17 protein-coding genes are annotated in these 17,101 nt (G+C 63.6%); 6 read left to right on the forward strand and 11 right to left on the reverse strand.

All coding sequences use genetic code 11. The features are described 5' to 3' along the window. Nucleotides 1–52 precede the first annotated feature (52 nt). The 4 genes from Q0O95_RS09405 to Q0O95_RS09420 all read right to left on the reverse strand — a co-directional run bounded on the left by Q0O95_RS09405 (nt 53) and on the right by Q0O95_RS09420 (nt 3,424). The gene (locus Q0O95_RS09405; protein ID WP_293697699.1) at nt 53–427 is read right to left on the reverse strand and encodes a hypothetical protein; all 375 of its coding nucleotides are present in this window, start codon (nt 425–427) and stop codon (nt 53–55) included. A 7-nt stretch (nt 428–434) separates the two neighbouring features. Further along, nucleotides 435–1,628, reverse strand: a complete 1,194-nt coding sequence (locus Q0O95_RS09410; RefSeq protein WP_293697701.1) for a S1 family peptidase — start codon at nt 1,626–1,628, stop codon at nt 435–437. 87 nt (nt 1,629–1,715) lie between these two features. After that, on the reverse strand, nt 1,716–2,156 hold the full coding sequence (gene sufU, locus Q0O95_RS09415) for a Fe-S cluster assembly sulfur transfer protein SufU (RefSeq protein WP_293697703.1): 441 nt from the start codon (nt 2,154–2,156) through the stop codon (nt 1,716–1,718). Next, nucleotides 2,153–3,424, reverse strand: a complete 1,272-nt coding sequence (locus Q0O95_RS09420) for a SufS family cysteine desulfurase (RefSeq protein ID WP_293697705.1) — start codon at nt 3,422–3,424, stop codon at nt 2,153–2,155. The genes sufU and Q0O95_RS09420 overlap by 4 nt, the downstream gene beginning before the upstream one ends. 390 nt (nt 3,425–3,814) lie before the next feature. Here Q0O95_RS09420 and Q0O95_RS09425 point away from each other — a divergent pair, with 390 nt between their 5' ends. Then, a complete protein-coding gene (locus Q0O95_RS09425; RefSeq protein WP_293697707.1) occupies nt 3,815–4,114 on the forward strand; it encodes a hypothetical protein in 300 nt (99 codons plus the stop codon). A 526-nt stretch (nt 4,115–4,640) separates the two neighbouring features. Here Q0O95_RS09425 and guaA read toward each other — a convergent pair. The 3 genes from guaA to Q0O95_RS09440 all read right to left on the reverse strand — a co-directional run bounded on the left by guaA (nt 4,641) and on the right by Q0O95_RS09440 (nt 7,830). Beyond that, nucleotides 4,641–6,206: a glutamine-hydrolyzing GMP synthase gene (gene guaA / locus Q0O95_RS09430; protein WP_293697709.1), complete on the reverse strand. Its 1,566-nt coding sequence runs from the start codon at nt 6,204–6,206 to the stop codon at nt 4,641–4,643. After that, on the reverse strand, nt 6,206–6,748 hold the full coding sequence (locus Q0O95_RS09435; RefSeq protein WP_293697711.1) for a DUF3817 domain-containing protein: 543 nt from the start codon (nt 6,746–6,748) through the stop codon (nt 6,206–6,208). The genes guaA and Q0O95_RS09435 overlap by 1 nt, the downstream gene beginning before the upstream one ends. Before the next feature lie 209 nt (nt 6,749–6,957). Continuing rightward, nucleotides 6,958–7,830: an SURF1 family cytochrome oxidase biogenesis protein gene (locus tag Q0O95_RS09440; RefSeq protein WP_293697713.1), complete on the reverse strand. Its 873-nt coding sequence runs from the start codon at nt 7,828–7,830 to the stop codon at nt 6,958–6,960. Between the two features lie 190 nt (nt 7,831–8,020). Between Q0O95_RS09440 and Q0O95_RS09445 the strand changes: the two genes are divergently transcribed. Further along, entirely contained in the window at nt 8,021–8,905 is an 885-nt protein-coding gene (locus Q0O95_RS09445) for a DUF368 domain-containing protein (RefSeq protein ID WP_293697715.1), read from the forward strand. 44 nt (nt 8,906–8,949) lie between these two features. Here Q0O95_RS09445 and Q0O95_RS09450 read toward each other — a convergent pair whose 3' ends face one another. Both Q0O95_RS09450 and Q0O95_RS09455 read right to left on the reverse strand, forming a co-directional pair. Beyond that, nucleotides 8,950–10,743, reverse strand: coding sequence for a glycerol-3-phosphate dehydrogenase/oxidase (locus tag Q0O95_RS09450; RefSeq protein ID WP_293697717.1), 1,794 nt, complete (start codon nt 10,741–10,743; stop codon nt 8,950–8,952). An 18-nt stretch (nt 10,744–10,761) separates the two neighbouring features. Continuing rightward, nucleotides 10,762–11,874 (reverse strand): GuaB3 family IMP dehydrogenase-related protein, encoded by a 1,113-nt coding sequence (locus Q0O95_RS09455; protein WP_293697719.1) that lies wholly within the window; start codon nt 11,872–11,874, stop codon nt 10,762–10,764. Between the two features lie 155 nt (nt 11,875–12,029). Between Q0O95_RS09455 and Q0O95_RS09460 the strand changes: the two genes are divergently transcribed. The 3 genes from Q0O95_RS09460 to Q0O95_RS09470 are packed head-to-tail and all read left to right on the forward strand — an operon-like array spanning nt 12,030 to nt 14,069. Further along, entirely contained in the window at nt 12,030–12,587 is a 558-nt protein-coding gene (locus Q0O95_RS09460; RefSeq protein ID WP_293697721.1) for a TetR/AcrR family transcriptional regulator, read from the forward strand. Beyond that, nucleotides 12,580–13,305, forward strand: a complete 726-nt coding sequence (locus Q0O95_RS09465) for an ABC transporter ATP-binding protein (protein WP_293697723.1) — start codon at nt 12,580–12,582, stop codon at nt 13,303–13,305. The genes Q0O95_RS09460 and Q0O95_RS09465 overlap by 8 nt, the downstream gene beginning before the upstream one ends. Beyond that, the gene (locus tag Q0O95_RS09470; RefSeq protein WP_293697725.1) at nt 13,302–14,069 is read left to right on the forward strand and encodes an ABC transporter permease; all 768 of its coding nucleotides are present in this window, start codon (nt 13,302–13,304) and stop codon (nt 14,067–14,069) included. Before Q0O95_RS09465 ends, Q0O95_RS09470 begins: the two co-directional genes overlap by 4 nt. A gap of 65 nt (nt 14,070–14,134) precedes the next feature. On the opposite strand, the gene Q0O95_RS09475 is transcribed toward Q0O95_RS09470, so the two are convergent. Then, complete coding sequence (locus Q0O95_RS09475; RefSeq protein ID WP_293697727.1) at nt 14,135–14,740, reverse strand: PadR family transcriptional regulator; 606 nt, start codon at nt 14,738–14,740, stop codon at nt 14,135–14,137. Beyond that, nucleotides 14,737–15,555, reverse strand: coding sequence for a DUF4097 family beta strand repeat-containing protein (locus Q0O95_RS09480; RefSeq protein WP_293697729.1), 819 nt, complete (start codon nt 15,553–15,555; stop codon nt 14,737–14,739). The genes Q0O95_RS09475 and Q0O95_RS09480 overlap by 4 nt, the downstream gene beginning before the upstream one ends. A 504-nt stretch (nt 15,556–16,059) precedes the next feature. On the opposite strand from Q0O95_RS09480, the gene ribD reads away from it, so the two are divergent. Next, the gene (ribD, locus tag Q0O95_RS09485; RefSeq protein WP_293697731.1) at nt 16,060–17,085 is read left to right on the forward strand and encodes a bifunctional diaminohydroxyphosphoribosylaminopyrimidine deaminase/5-amino-6-(5-phosphoribosylamino)uracil reductase RibD; all 1,026 of its coding nucleotides are present in this window, start codon (nt 16,060–16,062) and stop codon (nt 17,083–17,085) included. The last annotated feature ends 16 nt before the right edge of the window (nt 17,086–17,101 follow it).

A 17,101-nucleotide genomic window follows, 5' to 3' on the forward strand; every position in this document is an offset into this window, starting at 1 on the left:
CGAAGACGTTCTCCTCTTTTCCTGGGACGCCTGTCTACAACTCGAAAGAGGGTTAGAACTCCTCACTCACTGTGAAAATTGGATGGAGTAAGGCGGAGCAACTATCGGGAACATCATGTTCCTGCGTGAATGTGTCTGAGTAGCCACCACCGAACTCAACATGTTCCCCATCCTGCAGCGCCTGAGGACGTGGGTCGTTCGATGCAAAGATAGGCACGTGGGTCATGCCCTCTTCATCCACAATCGTGAGGCAGCCTCCCTCATCACGGATCTCGCCAGTCAACTGCGCCATAGCACCGGCGCCAGTCCCCGTAGTGGTGTATGTAGCGTAATCCAAACCACTTCCCGCCGAACAGGCGACCAATCCAAGCAGCCCACCAACCATAGCGGTCAGGGCAACAAGAGGCGCTTTCGCCAATTTCTGCATGAGACACTCAACTCAGAACGAGCGAAGTTCCGGAGGGAATGTAGCCGATACTGGAGTAGGAAAGCCAACTGGCCGTTCCACCTTGCAGAATTCCGACTGCGCTATTGCCCACAACCAGCGGTCCGCCACTGTCCCCCGGAGCGCCACCAGTATTGGCACGGATAAACGCGGCATTGCAAGTACCAGGGCAAGCATCACCCCATGTTGGACGATAGTTGACTGACGTCACAGTGGCGCATCGCCAACCGCTAACTTTCCCTCGGGAGCAAGCTTGAACTCCTGTCGGGATACTGCGAGCAGATGTGACCGTATGAGTAGTTGTGTTGGAGGCATAGATGATACGAGAGACGCTGTTACCTCCTGGGACACTATAGAACCCGATGTCAGCATTTGCATTGTGCACGTAACTACGCAACGTCGCAGGCACAGACGTGCTACCCGTGGTCCGGCCTGAGTAGAGCCTTTGAACGCTATTTCTGCAGTGAGCTGCGGTGAAGAATCCATTCAGATTACCGCTCCTTGCGGCAAAGCCCGAAGTGCAGGATGACATCGCAGCACCACCCCGTGCAGTAAGCATATTGCCAGCTTCTTCTGGAGAATGCTGGACTTCAACAGCGGCGTATCCCGTGGAGTCACGGATTCGGTCAATTTCAGCGTCACTCAATACATCAGAGGTATCAATAACCAACGCCCCATCTTCAACCGCCACATAGAAGCCCTGCAGCCCGGGGGATACTTCGAGGATGGCACTTTCCACCGCATCATCGTCAAAATTCATCAGCTGTATGTCTGCGTTGGATGCTTCGAATACAACTTCGCTTGCTTCAAACTCAAACCCCTCAAAGGCCTGAACTATCTCTTGATCAGACGTCCGCACATGAATGGCTTGGCCATCCTCTTGGGACTGTACCCATACATCAGCGTCTACGCCGAGCTCTATCTCTTCATCATGTACCAGGTCGATGAGCCTCTCCTGATCGATGATCGCTGCTTGAGCAACCTCTGCCGGGGCACCGAACTCATCCTGGTAAGAGTCCGCCGCGTAGTCCGTCGCACCCGAGGCTTCGAAGGATTCATCGGACGTAATGGATCCATAATGGTCCTCCGCTGCGACCGCCTCAGTAATAGGAACCCCCTGAAAAGTGCCGATGATAAGAAGGCCACTTGCTCCGAACACAATGAGTTTCTTCGTTGATCTCATGCCTCACTCAACCCTCGAATACAAATACGATAGTTGATCAGAGGATAGATGGTCATGCACTGTGCGTCAACACGTACCGACGACGAGTCAGCGCAACTGGGCGAGGCAGCCTTCGAGGGCGGTCCAGGAGAGCATCGCGCACTTCACACGCATCGGGAACTTCGAAACGCCCGCGAACGCCACCGCATCTTCCAGCACCTCGGGGTCGCCCACGCCACCGCCGCGCGAGCGCATCAGCTCTCTGAACGCCTCAATGCGGCCCTCGAGGTCAACGCGCGTCAGCCCCGGGGCGAGCCCGGCGAGAACGGATGCGGATGCTTGCGAAATGCTGCATCCCTGGCCCTCCCATCCGAGGCCGGTTATGACACCCGCGTCATCGACCCTGATACGCAATCGGATCTCGTCGCCGCAGGTCGGGTTGCGGTCGAAGCGCTCGGCGTCGAACGCCTCGATCAGCCCCTCACCATCGCGCCGCTTGGAGTGCTCGAGAATGAGCTCCTGGTACAGGCCGGCCAGCGGGTCGCTCACGCGTCGACCCCGAAGTAGCCGCGAACACCTGCGACAGCCTCCAGCAGCCTGTCGATCTCGGCCTCGGTCGTGTGCACGTAGGCCGAGGCCCTTGTCGTCGCCGCGACACCGAACCGCCTGTGCAGCGGCTGCGCGCAGTGGTGTCCGACCCGCACCGCAATGCCCTGCACATCGAGTAATTGCCCCACGTCGTGCGCGTGCACGCCATCGACGATGAAGGATGCTAAGCCAGAGCGGTCAACACCTGCGGCGGGCCCGACGACGCGGATGCCGTCAATGGATTCGAGTCCGCTCACGAGGCGTTCCGCGAGCTGCCGTTCGTGCGCCTCCACGGCATTCATGCCGATCGATTCGAGGTATCGCACCGCGGCCGCCAGTCCGACGGCCTGCGGCACCGGCTGCGTGCCGGCCTCGAAACGCTGCGGCGGGTCGAGATACTCGCTGCGCTCCATCGTCACGGTCGTGATCATGGAGCCGCCGGTGCGCGCCGGAGGCAGCTCACGACCGAACTCACGGGCGAGATAGAGCACGCCGATGCCGTTGGGGCCCAGCATCTTGTGCCCAGAGAACGCAGCGGCGTCGACGCCGAGCGCGTGGAAGTCGACGGCGCGATGCGGCACCGCCTGGCACGCATCCAGCACGACGAGCGCACCGACGCTGCGGGCGGCCTTGACCACCTCCTCGACGGGAGCGATCATCCCGGTCACGTTCGAGACGTGGGCGAACGCGACGACGCGCGTGCGGTCGGTCAGCTTCTCACGCATGTCGTCGATTCCCCAGAGGCCCGCATCATCGACTTCGACCCACCGGAGCGTCGCGCCGGTCAGCGCCGCGAGTTCCTGCCACGGCACGAGGTTCGCGTGATGCTCAGCCTCGGTCACCAGGATTTCGTCGCCGGGGCCGATGCGCATCCGCCCCGACGCCGATCCTGCCGCGTTGGCCTTCGCCAGAGCGATCGCGACCGTGTTGAGCGCGTCCGTCGCGTTCGACGCCCACGAGATCTCATCGCTGTCCGCGCCGACGAAACGCGCCACCGTCTCACGGGCGTCCTCGAAGTCGAGCGTCGACAGCCCAGCGAGCGTGTGCGCCCCACGGTGGACGGCCGAATTGTGCTGCTCGAGAAAGTCGCGCTCGGCATCCAGCACCGGAGCGGGCCGCTGAGCGGTCGCTCCCGAATCGAGATACACGAGGGGATGCCCGTGCACTTCGGTCTGCAAGATCGGGAAGTCCTGGCGCAGCTGCGCCACCCGACCCTCGGTCAGCGTCATGTCCACGCCCTTACCTGTTACTCGTACACGTATAGACCAACGGTACTCGGCATCGAAAGCTTCCGGATACCGGTTACGGATTTCGATGGCTCAATTGTTCCCGGGGTCAACCGCGCATAGGTTTGGAAAGGAAAAACTGTCGTTGGTATTGCGCTCCCGCCTGGTGCTAGACCTATAAGCTTCTCCACCGCAGACCGCTCGAAACCGCCATGTTCTCCTTGCGCAGCCCGATTGAACCCTAGACATGCCCAGTTTTTTATGTAACCGTAGAATAAATTAAGGGGTAAAGGCGCTCTATACACCACCAAGGATGAATATCAATGTTACGTCTTTTCTCAATAAGCGAGTAACTACCTCGTATCCCTCTGGAAACGCACCGGCTTGCTAGTAATGAGCGATGGAAGAGTACGGCTTCGGCTCTTCGTCGACTATGGCTACACGTGGCCACTTGAAGACTTCATGTGGCCTGCCGAGGAGCGACCAGACTGGAACGCTCTGCTTCCCGCCGAACTCATTGCGAGGCTGGAAGAGTGGGCGCGCTTCTTCACGAAGCACGCGAACGAGGAGACCGGTTCTTTCGGCACCGAAGACCGGCGTCGTTGGTTCGATCTAGAGGGCGTACGCCTGCACAACGAACTGCTTGACCGGGTCGGCGATCAGTTCGACATTCGTCTTGAACTGTGGTTCTGACCTGTGACAGATGATTGTGGCCAAATTGTTCGCTCAGCAACAGATGTTTAGCGGACATCGCTTGGCCACTGTCCATCCCGCGCGCTGGAGCCCGAAGGGCGATGGTCCTTTCGCAGCATCGCCGCGACGCCAGCACTCACGACCGTCCCGGTCGTCAGGCTCTAGCCAATTTTCGCTCCACAGGATCGGCCCGCTTCCGAACGTTGTAGTAGAACTGGTCCCTGCCTTTCTGCGCGCTGGAACTCCAAGCGCAATGGTCCTTTCGGCCCATTGCCGCGACGCCAGCGCTGCGCGGAGCGGCGATCGCCGTCTCGGCGCCCGTGTCTTGGTCGTCAGGTGCATAGCCAATTTTTCGATCCGCAGGATCGAAGACGCTCCGAACGCTAAACGTACCGATGGTCCAACCCTTGCATGAATAACGGTCCGCAGGACAGCCTGTCCCTCTTCTCGCTTCGAACGCCAAACGCAGCGGAGGTTCCTCCCTTATATGAATGACCAAAATTCGATCCATAGGATCGAATTTTCGTCATTCCCATTCAATCGTGCCGGGAGGCTTCGACGTCACATCGAGAACTACGCGGTTGACGTCCTCGACCTCGTTCGTGATGCGATTCGAGATGCGCGCGAGGACGTCGTACGGCAGACGCGTCCAGTCGGCCGTCATGGCGTCCTCGCTCGAGACCGGCCGCAGCACGATCGGGTGCCCGTAGGTGCGCCCGTCCCCCTGCACGCCGACAGAACGGACGTCCGCGAGCAGCACGACGGGGCACTGCCAGATCTCCGAGTCGAGACCCGCCGCCGTGAGCTCCGCACGGGCGATTGCGTCCGCCTTGCGCAGTAGTTCGAGCCGCTCCCAGGTGACCTCGCCGATGATGCGGATGCCGAGCCCCGGCCCCGGGAACGGCTGACGGGAGACGATTTCGTCCGGCACGCCGAGCTCACGGCCGATCGCCCGCACTTCGTCTTTGAACAGCGCGCGCAGCGGTTCGACGAGCTCGAAGTCGATGTCTTCTGGCAGTCCGCCGACATTGTGGTGGCTCTTGATGTTCGCGGTGCCAGAGCCGCCGCCGGACTCCACGACGTCCGGGTACAGCGTTCCCTGCACGAGGTAGCGAACCGGGTCGTCCGGGTTCTCGGCGATCAGGTCGGTCTGGGCCTGCTCGAACACCCGAATGAATTCGCGGCCGATGATCTTGCGCTTCTCCTCCGGATCGGAGACTCCCGCGAGCGCCGTCAGGAATCGTTCGCGCGCATCCACCGTCACGAGACGGACCCCGGTCGACGCGACGAAGTCCTGCTCGACCTGCTCGCGCTCCCCCTGCCGCAGCAGACCGTGGTCCACGAAAACGCAGGTGAGCTGCTCGCCGATCGCGCGCTGCACGAGAGCAGCCGCAACAGCCGAGTCGACGCCGCCCGAGAGCGCGCAGATCGCGCGGCCCGTGCCGACCTGCTCACGGATGCGCGCCACCTGCTCGTCGATGACGCTCGCGTTCGTCCAATCGCCGGGCAGGCCGACGATGTCGTGCAGGAATCGCTCGATGACGCGCTGCCCGAACTGCGAATGTTTGACCTCCGGATGCCACTGCACGCCCGCGAATCGGCGCTGCGTGTCCTCGAACGCAGCAACGGGCGTTTCGGTCGTCGATGCGAGCACCGTGAATCCCTCGGGTGCTCTCGCGACCGAGTCGCCATGGCTCATCCAGGTGATCTGTTCGACCGGCAGGTCCGCCAGCAGCGTGCCGGGTTCGGAGATCGACGCGTTCGTGGAGCCGTACTCGCGGTTGCCGGTCTTCGCGACCTCGCCCCCGAGCTGCTGCGCCATCACCTGGAACCCGTAGCAGATGCCCAGCGTCGGTATGCCGAGCTCCAGGATGCCCGGGTCAAGACTCGGGGCGCCCTCGGCATACACGCTCGAGGGTCCGCCGGAGAGCACGATCGCGACGGGGTTCTTCTCGCGTATCTCCTCGGCCGTGATCGAATGCGGGACGATCTCCGAGTACACCGAGGCCTCGCGCACGCGGCGCGCGATGAGCTGGGCGTACTGGGCTCCGAAATCGACGACCAGAACAGGTTGCTGGGCTGTGTCTGACACTATGCGTCCTCTCCCGTATTGGCATTCGCGGCGCTTGCTGCCTTTCGGCGCTCTTCACGGGCCTTTCGCTTCGACGCGAGTTCCTCGTACTCCCTCACCGCGATCTTGTGAATGTGCGCCTCCACGAAGAACGATAGGAACGGCACGACTCCACCGAGCAGCATCCACAGCAGGCGCAGCGCCTTCCAGCGCATCATCTGCCAGAGCCGGAAGCACGCGAAGACGTACACGACATAGAGCCAGCCGTGCGCGATTAGAATAAAGAGCGAGATGTTGAAGCCCGTGCCGGTCGAATGCATCTCGCATCCCATGCCCCCCGGGACGAACAGCGAGTACCACTGGCACTGCGGTTCGGCGACGACGGGCGCGAAGTAGAGGAGGCCGCCGTCGCCGCCGGCGAACAACTCCACGTGCAGCGCAGAGTACTTCAGCACCATCTCGGCCACCAGCAGCAGCAGCCCGACACCTGCCACGTAGGCCATTACCCGGTAGAACGTGATCGCTGGTCTGATCTTGTGAAGATTGTCGATGGGTTTCGGCACCCCACGATTCTATCGCGTGGTGCATCCACGGAAGTACGGCGGCTCGGCGCCGGATCCAGAGCGGCGGTTCAGCAGCGAAACGCGATTGTCGGTGCACGGGCATCCGCGAAGACCGACCATTGGGTGCGAAAAACTTCGAAGAATGACCGTCACGCTTCGAAGTTTTTCGCACCTTCGGGTTCCAGCAGCGACGGGTAGGAGCGCAACGGCTACCGGGCGACGAACTCCTCGGATTCCGTAGCGTCGGTCGCTGAGTCGGCCTGGGTCTCGGGAGGGAGGAGTCCGTCAACATCGCCACCGTCGTCTTCGTCGTCATCGTCGGCCTCGCCCTCGCGTTCGCGATCATCCTGCACGAGGCGATACCAGAGGTAGATCGCGAAGCCGCCGAACAGCACCCATTCGAGCGCGTAGAAGACGTTCAGCCAGTTGAGTTGCGTCTGCGTTGTGGGAGGCTCGGAGTGGATCGACAGCGACTCCCCCGGATTCTCGGGGTCGTGCAGCAGGAGGTAACCGGAGAACACCGGCGGCTCGTAGTCGCTCCAGAGGTTGATCATCAGCGCGACGCTCATCGTGTATTCGCCCTGCTCGAAGTTACTCTCCGTCGGTGCCTCGCTCGGCATGTAGCGGCCGACGAGCTCTCTCGGCTCGCCGGCCTGCTCCGAGAGCTCGGCAGTCCGTGGCTCGATCCCTTCGCATTCGGGCACGAAGTCGATCGCAACGGCGAGATTCGCCCCCTCGTGATGGCCTTCGCTCACGAGCGCGCGACCGGTGATCCAGCATCCGCTCTCGCCCTCCTGGTGCCGACCTTCGAGCACGATGAAGTCGTCCGGCTGCAGGGATGCGGTGACGGTCACGATGCGTCCGCCGGCCTCGGTCGTCAGTACCTCGCCGGGAGCTGCGACCGATTCGAGCGTGACCGGCGTCTCTGTATCTCGGTCATCACCCTGCCCGTGTTCGATGGCGCGGGCGGTCTGCCAATTCGCCAGGATGCCGAAGATCACGGCAACGATGAGGCAGGCAACGAGGGTCCATATCCATTGGGGTCGACGCGCGACCTCCCAGAACCCCGGCTGCGAACTCACCCGTCAAGTCTACCGGTCCGGTCGTACTCCTGACGCCGCCCTCGGTGCAGCCTTGGGGGTCGGAATTCGACGCGCATAGCGACCCCAACCCCCGCAGCGAATGCAGCGCCAACGCCCGTGAGTCATTCCGCGACATGATTTCTCCCGTGTTCGAGCTCACGAAGAGTGCGAGCATGGCAGGATATTCGAAATGACCTGGTTTCTGAACTTCCTGCGCGGCGGCGCCGTCGGCACCTCGGAAGCACTCCCCGGCACCAGCGGCGGAACGGTCGCGCTGATCGTGCGACTCTACGATGACCTCATCAACGGGGCGGGCCACGTGCTCGGAGGCATCCGGCTGACGCTGACCGACGGACTCCGCGGTCGCGGACTCGGAGCAGCCAAGGAGGAGTTCAAACGCGGACAGTGGGGCGTAGTAATTCCCGCGCTGCTCGGCATGGCGACGTTCCTGATCCTCGCGATCGTCATCCTCGAGCCCATCGTCCACAACCACACGCAGATCGTGTACGCGGCGTTCTTCGGCCTTGTCTTGGGCAGCCTGCCGATCCCCTATCAGGAATCCCGGTCACGATGGAAGCTCTGGAACTACGGGCTCGCGCTCCTGTTCGCCATCGCCGCTTTCCTGCTCCTCGGCCTTCCGCGCGTCGACGTCGTCATAAGCCTCTGGACGGTGTTCTTGAGCGCCGCAGTGGCGATCTGTGCGCTTGTGATTCCGGGGCTCTCCGGTTCGTTCATCCTGCTTACCTTCGGCATGTACGAACCGACCCTCACAGCGGTGCGCAGCGTCGATATCCCGTACATCCTGACGTTTGCGGCCGGGGCCGCCACCGGGCTCACCGCATTCGTGAAGCTGCTGCAGTACTTGCTGACCCACAAACGACACATCACCATGGTGATCCTCACGGGGCTCATGGCAGGCTCGCTCCGCGCGCTGTGGCCGTGGGATAATCAGGCGCTCGACGGCCCCGAAACACCGATGTTCGGGCTCATCATCGCCATGGTGATCGGCTTCGCGGTTGTGACGTCGATTCTGTGGCTCGAGCGTCGGCACACGCTGACGGCTCAGTCGCACTAGCGCGCACCCCTCCGCCTGGGCCCAGGCAAGAAGCCGCGCGATGATTACTGCGCGTCGCTCGCTCGTGTACCGACCGTTTCCTGCGTCGGCAGGCTGCCCATCGGGATGATCTCCGGCGCTTCGAGGCGGGCGCGGTCCGCCGACTCGTCATCCGGCAGCTGTTGGCTGTCGATCTCTGCCGCGACCCTCCTGTTGTAAGTATTCACCTCGCGTTCAACCTGCTCGGCGTCCCAGCCGAGGGCGGCCGCCATGATCTCGGCTGCGACAGGAGCCGCCGCCACCCCTCGGTCCCACGACTCGATCGAGATGCGGGTTCTGCGTGCGAGCACATCGTCGAGGTGCAGCGCGCCCTCGTGCAGACACGCGTACAGCACCTCGGCGCGAATGTAATCGTCTGCTCCCGGCAGCGGCTCGAGCATCGAGGGGTCGTCTCTGATGATCTCGAGCAGCTCGTCGGTGAGCACACCGTAACGGTTCAGCAGGTGCTCGATGCGATGCTTGTGCACACCGAACGCCCTCGCGATCTTTGCCCGCTTGTTCCAGGCAGCCCGGTAGCCCTCCGCCCCGAGCAGCGGAATCTCCTCCGTGCACGAGGGCGGCACCTTGCCGTCCATTGCTGCCGCCGCTTCGTCGATGGCGTCTTTGGCCATGACGCGGTACGTCGTGAACTTGCCGCCCGCGATGATCACGAGGCCCGGCACCGTGTGCGCAACGTGGTGCTCCCGCGACAGGGATGCTGTTGAAGCACCCTCGCCCGCCGACAGCAGCGGCCGCAACCCCGCGTACACTCCCTCGACATCCTCGCGCGTGAGCTTCGTCATGAGCACTTCGTTGACGTTGTCGAGGATGTAGTCGATGTCGGCAGCGGTCGCCGCGGGATGCGCTTTATCGAGTTCCCAGTCGGTGTCGGTCGTGCCGATGATCCAGTGCCTGCCCCACGGAATCACGAAGAGCACGCTCCGCTCCGTGCGCAGCAGCAGCCCCATCGACGAGTGGAAACGGTCACGGGGTACCACGAGGTGCACGCCCTTCGACGCGCGCACCCTGAACTGGCCGCGCGTGCCGACCATGGCTTGCGTATCGCCCGTCCAGACGCCCGTTGCATTGACGACCTGGCGTGCGCGAATCTCGAATCGTTCACCCGTCTCGAGGTCGTGCGCCTGCACGCCGACGACGCGTTCTCCGACCTTCAGGAACCCCTCCGCCCTGACCCGGCTCGCGACGTGCGCACCGTAGAAGGATGCCGTTCGCGCGAGCGTCGAAACGAAGCGCGCGTCGTCGACCTGCGCGTCATAGTAGGCGAGCCCGCCGATGATCTTGTCGGTGTCGAGGCCCGGGGCCTGTTTGACGAGCTGCTTCTTCGTGTAGTGGCGGTGCCTCGGAACACCCGGTTTCATGAAGCCGGTGTAGCTGAAGGCGTCGTACATCGCCATGCCCGCGCCGATGTAGAAGCGCTCGGCGATCGGCGTCTGCAGCGGATACAGGAACTTCACGGGCTTCACGAGGTGAGGAGCGAGGCGCTGCAGCAGCAGTCCGCGCTCGATCAGGGCCTCACGGACGAGCGAGAAATTCATCTGCTCGAGGTATCGGATACCGCCGTGGATGAGCTTCGACGATCGGCTCGACGTGCCGGACGCGAAGTCTCTCGCTTCTATCAGGCCGACCCGCAGGCCGCGCGTTGCCGCGTCGAGCGCTGCTCCGGCGCCGACAACGCCGCCGCCGATGACGAGCACATCGACCTCGCGCTCGCGCATGGATGCGATCGCGGCCGCTCGTTGCTTCGGGCCAAGCTTTCGAGAACGTGAGACTCGTTTGCGCTGCTTCGCGCTGCTGTTCATGGTGGCCCTCCCGTGTGTTTAGCTCTTGAGCACAACGTCGATGCGCTGGAATTCCTTCACCTCGCGGTACCCGGTGGTTGCGAGTGCCGTGCGGAGCGCGCCGATGAGGTTCGCGCTGCCGTCTGCGACCGGCGAAGGTCCGTTCAAGACAACGTCCAGGTCGCCGAGCTGATCGACCTTCACCCGGTTGCCGCGCGGCAGTTTCTGGTTGTGGGCCTCCGGCCCCCAGTGCCAGCCGCGGCCCGGTGCGTCGGTTGCGCGAGCGAGCGCGGTGCCGAGCATGACGGCATCCGATCCCATTGCGAACGCCTTGACGATGTCACCGGATGTGCCGAGCGACCCGTCTGCGATGACCTGCACGTAGCGGCCGCCCGATTCGTCGAGGTAGTCGCGTCGCGCAGCGGCGACATCGCTGATGGCCGTTGCCATGGGAGCGTGGATGCCCAGAACGGCGCGGGACGTCGAAGCAGCCCCTCCCCCGAACCCCACGAGAACGCCTGCGGCTCCCGTGCGCATGAGGTGCAGTGCCGCCGTATAGGTGACGACACCGCCGACGATGACGGGAACATCGAGTTCGTAGATGAACTGCTTGAGGTTGAGCGGAGCCGACCCTTCCGTCGAGACGTGCTCGGCCGAGACGGTCGATCCCCGGATCACCATGAGGTCGGTTCCTGCCGCGAGCACGGTCTCGTAGTGACGCAGCACTTCAGCGGGGCTGAGGCTTCCCGCAACGGTGACGCCGGCTTCCCTGATCTCCGCGAGCCGCGCGGTGATCAGTTCGCCTTTGATCGGCTCCGCGTAGATCTCACGCATACGGCTCGTGGCCTGATCTGCCGGCAGCTGGGCGATCTCCGCGAGCAGTGGTTCTGGGTCCTCGTAACGCGTCCAGACACCCTCGAGGTTGAGAACGCCGAGCCCTCCTGCCCTTCCGAGGGCTATTGCGGTGGCAGGGCTCATGACGGAGTCGGTCGGTGCGCCGATGAACGGAACGTCGAAGCGGTACGCATCGATTTGCCAATTCAGGTTCACCAGTTCGGTGTCACGGGTGCGCCGGGTCGGGACGACGGCGACGTCGTCAAACGAGAATCCGCGGCGTCCGCGCTTGCTACGGCCGATCTCAATATCGCTCACGCCATCAGCCTACCGTCACGTTGGAAACGTCCATCGGCATCACACACACGGTCGGGTTGTCCCTTGCCAGCCGTGCCTCGGCGATTCTCACATCGGTGCGGCGGCAGTTCCGGTCACCCGTGACAATTGTTTTGTTAGTGACTAACATTGTGCAGGTGGTTACTTCACGATACGAGCGAACGCACAGGCGACTTACCGAGTGCGCCATGGACCTCTTCGAGACCCAGGGGTTCGAGGAGACGACCGTTACGCAAATCGCCGCGAAGGCGGAGGTCACGGAGATGACCTTCTTCCGGCACTTTCCCAGCAAAGACCTGGTTGTCCTCACCGATCCATACGATCCCGCAATCGCAGACAGCGTTGCCGCGCAGCCGACCGACGCGCCCGCGCTGAAGCGTACCGTACGTGGAATCCGGTGTGCGCTTGGCGAACTGCCGGAGCCGGAGTCGGAACTTGTGCAGCGCAGGGTCAGGATCATCGCGGGCTCGGCATCATTGCGTGCGAAGAGTGCGAAGACCCATACGGCCACGGAGACGCGGATCAGCGAGCAGCTGATCGCAGACGGTGCTGACGTGCTGGTCGCTCGCACGGTGGCGGCGGCGGTCCTGGCTGCTCTCACCGCCGCAATATTCGAGTGGGCACGCGACGAGCGATGGACATTGCGCACCGCGATCGAGGGCGCGCTCAACGCCTTGGAAAGCCACGATGACTGAACACCTGATCGTCCGCAACGCAACGCGAGCGTTCGGAGCTGACGCGGGCCTGTTCGGTCTCGACCTGAAGGTTGCCGCCGGTGAGGTCCATGCACTCGTCGGCCTTAACGGGGCCGGCAAGACCACGCTGATGCGGGCGATCCTCGGAATGCTCCGTCTGACGACCGGCAGCGTGCAAATCGAAGGTGTCCCGATCACGCGTCTAAGAGCACGGGCATGGCGTCGGGTCGGGCACTTCGTGCAGCATCCCTTCGCCTACCTCGAGTTGACCGCCCAGGAGAACCTTGCACTGGCCGCGAGACTCAATGGGGTGGAGCCTGCGCAGGTTGCCGACGTCGTCGACTCCACGATCACCGATCTTGCTCTCGACCGCTACGCGCGGGTCGCCGCCCGCCGATTATCACAGGGCAACCGGCAACGTCTCGGTTTAGCGGCCGCACTCCAGCACCATCCCGCGCTGATCATCCTGGACGAGCCGACGAACGCACTCGACCCCGCCGGAGTGATCCTCTTGCGCGAACTGCTGTTGCGCCGCGCCCGCGACGGCGCTGCGGCGCTGGTCTCGAGTCACCACCTCGATGAAGTCGCCCGGATCGCTGACCGTATCTCCGTCATGAACTACGGCCGGATCATTGGCAGCCTCGACCCCGGTGCCAGTGAGCTGGAACGATCTTTCTTCGACATGGTCCACAACGATGACGAACAGAGACAACCGTGAACCCCGCCGCAACCGCATTGTACGTGGAATACCGTAAAACCCTCGCCTCCGCAGTACCGCGCACCATCACGATCCTCGTCGTCGCCGGTATCGCGGTGCTCGCCGCAACGCTTACCGCGTCGGCGCGAGCCGGGAACGAGCAAATCCTCGCTCAGCTCGGACCACTCGCCGACCATTCCGGCTGGAATCTACTGACCGGCGTCTCCGCGCAGATCACCGCGGCCGGAGCGCTGCTCGCCTTCGGAGTCGCGCTGAGCTGGGCCTTCGGCCGCGAGTTCACCGACGGCACCATCACCGGCCTATTCGCCCTGCCCGTCACCCGACCCACCATCGCGCTGGCCAAATTCGCCGTCCACCTGGTCTGGACCGTCCTCGTCGCACTCACCCTCACCGTCCTCGTCCTCGCCACCGGACTCATCCTGAACCTAGGACCCATCGACAGCGACGTGTGGCGCCAATTGGCTCGCCAAGGCATGCTGACGATCCTGACCGGTCTGCTCGCGACACCGGCCGGCTGGGCAGCCTCGCTCGGACGCGGTTCACTACCCGGCATTGCCGTGACCATCGCGCTCCTCATCGCGGCGCAAGTCACCGCCATCGCGGTCCCCGACACGGCAGCCTGGTTGCCGTTCTCAGCCCCGGCCCTATGGGCATTACAGCCGACGGCCGTTCACGCCGGGCAACTCGCTACCGTCGCCATCGTCCCGATCGTATTCGCGGTAGTGACCAGCGTCACCTGGCAGCGACTGCAACTCGACCGATAACGCGGCCATGCCGAGAGCTGAGACACCTGACGCTCATGCTGGTGAACGCACCGCGCACTCCCAATTCAACGCCCGAGCAGCGTGCCGATTCGTGCGCGCAAGGCAGCGATTTCATCACGGATGGCCGCTGCAGTCTCGGTGTCCGCTCCGTGCTCTCGCAGCCAAGCCCTGGTGTCATGACGTAGCCGCACGAGGTCTCGATCGATCTCCGCACCTCGCAGTCGCTGTTGAGCCCGCTCATCCGTTTCGCCGCTCGCGCGCTGCGCCTTGAACGTCGCTTCGTTCGCCTCCCGCTCTTTTGCAGCGGCTAGATCGGCACGCAGGGTCTTCATCGCCTCCCGTACGTTGCCGCGCACCTGATCGGCGAGCGAGTGCACGGATTCGGATACCGAGCGCTCTAGCTCCGCGATCTCCTCGGCGTGCGCCGCGACGTACTCGCTGCCCGCCTCTGTCAGTTCGTACCTGGTCGTCCGGCCGTGTCGTTCACTCGAAACGAGACCCTCGGCCTCGAGCTTGGCCAGCCGCGGGTACACGGTGCCCGGACTCGGAGAATAGGTGCCGCCGAATCGATCGGAGACCAGCTGGATGAACTCGTACCCGTGCTTCGGTCCGCTCGAGAGCAGATGCAGCAGGTACAACCGCAGGTCACCGTGCGCGAAGACTGCGTTCATCGTCGCACGACCGTCAGGTCACCGGAGACGCTGTGGCAGGCGATACGGATGCTCGGTTCGCCATCGATGCGCGGCGTCGCCTTCCCCTTCCCAGAGATGCCGTCGACTGCGTACTGCCCGCTCAGGCTCTTGAAGTCGACGCTCAAACCCGCCCCCTGCTGCACGCGCACGGTCGAGTCCCCCGAGACGCTGTTGACGCTGATCAGCTTGGGGTATCCGTCGATGTCGAGGAGCACGTTGCCGGACACCGTTTCGACGCTCAGATTGTCGCCGGTTCCAGCAACGGTCACCTCGCCGCTGACGCTGCGCAGTTCGAGGTGTCCGTCCAGGCCGTCGATGTCCACGCGACCGCTCGCCGTGTTGATATCGACGCGACCGGAGACCTGACTGAGCTGAACGTCCCCGGACACCGTGTTCACGGAAGCGCCGTTCAGAATGCCGCTTACGAGCGTTTCCGCGGACGTCGTGCCGATCTTCGCGAATGCGCTGCGCGGCAGCATCACCGTGACGGATGCAGACGTGCGCGAGCGCATGACGGACGCAGCGGTCGAGAAGGCATCGCGCCAGTTCCGCTTCGGCTGGTTGATCTGCAGCTCTCCTCTCTCGGCGGTCACGTGCACGTCGTGCTCGATGACCTGTTCGATCTCGATACGCGTATCGGCGCCGTCGTGACCGATGACGTTGATGTTGCCGGCGATCAACCCGACTCGCAGGCGCTCGATGCCCGCGACGTCGATCGTGCGGCTACCACCCGGCGGCACGACCCAGGTTTCAACGCTGAAGTCGGAGTCCGAGGTGTGGTGCGTGGTGTTCATGGCTTCCCAATCTCAAGATACTTTCGCGATATATCGCGTCTGCTACATTCACGATATATCGCGTTTGCTCCGAGTGCAAGCCCTCGCTTTTCCCGCGATTCCCACTGTGGCATCCACGCACGCGCCACCTCGGGCTCCGCGATTCGGGAGATGTCTATCCAGAAGTGTTCTGAGTAGACGTTTTGCGAATCACCGGCGAGCACAAGCGATGGGCAGGAGAGCGCAGCCGATGATTGGCTCTGCGCTTCGACGGCGTCCGGATTTCACAGCCGGAATAGCCGGATGGGACGCGACGTTGTACGCTCGAGGAGAGTCGAGTGCTCCGAGATGCAGCGCAATTCTGCACCTGTGGTGATAGCCCACGAACCAGCGTCACGCTGGCCTGGCAGGCGAAATTCCTGCGCAGACCGTCACAGTCGGGATGGGAGGAAGCACCCGTCAATCGACCCGCGCGCTCGCACGCGGGCTGCACGCGACTCCCGAACCAGCCGAAAAGGGAGAGCGATGCACATCACCGCCGCCGAGCAGAGCGCGATGACAGACGCATTCGATCTCGCGCTGCGCGGACCCCGGGGCATCAACCCTCAGGTCGGCGCCGTCATCCTGAGCAGCGAGGGCAAGGTGCTTGCCACAGGATGGCATCGAGGCGCTGGTACACCCCACGCCGAGATCGATGCGCTCAGCAGAGTAGCGGCTCGTGATGCTCGCGGTGCGACCGCAGTCGTCACGCTCGAGCCCTGCAGCCACACCGGTCGAACGGCTCCCTGTGCGGCGGCGCTCATCGACGCCGGCATCGCCCGGGTCGTCTACGCGCAGTCCGACCCCGGAATCGACAGCGGTGGCGGTGCCGAGCTATTGCGCGCCGCCGGCATCGACATCGTACGAACAGACAGCGAAGAGGGGCGCGCACTGATCAGCGACTGGCTGTTCGTGCAGCAGCACGGTCGCCCCCGCGTCACGGTGAAGTGGGCGCAGTCCCTCGACGCCCGAGGCGCGGCGAGCGATGGCACGAGCCAATGGATCACGGGAACGGCAGCGAGAGCGCACGTGCACGAGCAACGAGCACAGCACGGTGCCATCGCCGTGGGGACGGGAACGATCGTGGCCGACGATCCGCTGCTGACCGCTCGGCCGCCAGGTGTCGATATCCGCGATGGGGAGCAGCCCATCCCTGTCGTGTTCGGAACTCGGGACGTGCCCGCGACCGCCCGCGTCCGGCAGCACCCGCGCGAACTCCTGACCTTCGCGGGGCCCATTGCGCCCGCCCTGCAGGACCTCGCATCCCGCGGCGTGCAGAGACTCTACGTCGAAGGGGGCCCGCGACTGGCAAGCGCGTTCGTCCGACAGGGTCTGGCCGATGTTATTCACGCATACATCGCACCGACACTGATCGGCGGCCCGTTCACCTCCACTGGCGATCTCGGTGTTGCCACCATCGACGAGCAGCACCGCTTGTCGGTCGACGAACTGACCCGACTCGGCGATGACATTCTGATCATCGCCTCCCCCACCGACCGAAAGGACACGTAGTGTTTACCGGCATCAT

It is taken from the genome of uncultured Agrococcus sp. (genome assembly GCF_945915485.1).
Lineage (GTDB): Bacteria > Actinomycetota > Actinomycetes > Actinomycetales > Microbacteriaceae > Agrococcus.

Excerpts from the sequence above, each read along its gene's own strand:
- Q0O95_RS09405 (WP_293697699.1), bottom strand. The coding sequence starts at position 427 with ATGCAGAAATTGGCGAAAGCGCCTCTTGTTGCCCTGACCGCTATGGTT.
- Q0O95_RS09410 (WP_293697701.1), bottom strand. The coding sequence starts at position 1,628 with ATGAGATCAACGAAGAAACTCATTGTGTTCGGAGCAAGTGGCCTTCTT.
- Q0O95_RS09420 (WP_293697705.1), bottom strand. The coding sequence starts at position 3,424 with ATGACGCTGACCGAGGGTCGGGTGGCGCAGCTGCGCCAGGACTTCCCG.
- Q0O95_RS09425 (WP_293697707.1), top strand. The coding sequence starts at position 3,815 with ATGAGCGATGGAAGAGTACGGCTTCGGCTCTTCGTCGACTATGGCTAC.
- Q0O95_RS09445 (WP_293697715.1), top strand. The coding sequence starts at position 8,021 with ATGACCTGGTTTCTGAACTTCCTGCGCGGCGGCGCCGTCGGCACCTCG.
- Q0O95_RS09450 (WP_293697717.1), bottom strand. The coding sequence starts at position 10,743 with ATGAACAGCAGCGCGAAGCAGCGCAAACGAGTCTCACGTTCTCGAAAG.
- Q0O95_RS09465 (WP_293697723.1), top strand. The coding sequence starts at position 12,580 with ATGACTGAACACCTGATCGTCCGCAACGCAACGCGAGCGTTCGGAGCT.
- Q0O95_RS09475 (WP_293697727.1), bottom strand. The coding sequence starts at position 14,740 with ATGAACGCAGTCTTCGCGCACGGTGACCTGCGGTTGTACCTGCTGCAT.
- Q0O95_RS09480 (WP_293697729.1), bottom strand. The coding sequence starts at position 15,555 with ATGAACACCACGCACCACACCTCGGACTCCGACTTCAGCGTTGAAACC.
- ribD (WP_293697731.1), top strand. The coding sequence starts at position 16,060 with ATGCACATCACCGCCGCCGAGCAGAGCGCGATGACAGACGCATTCGAT.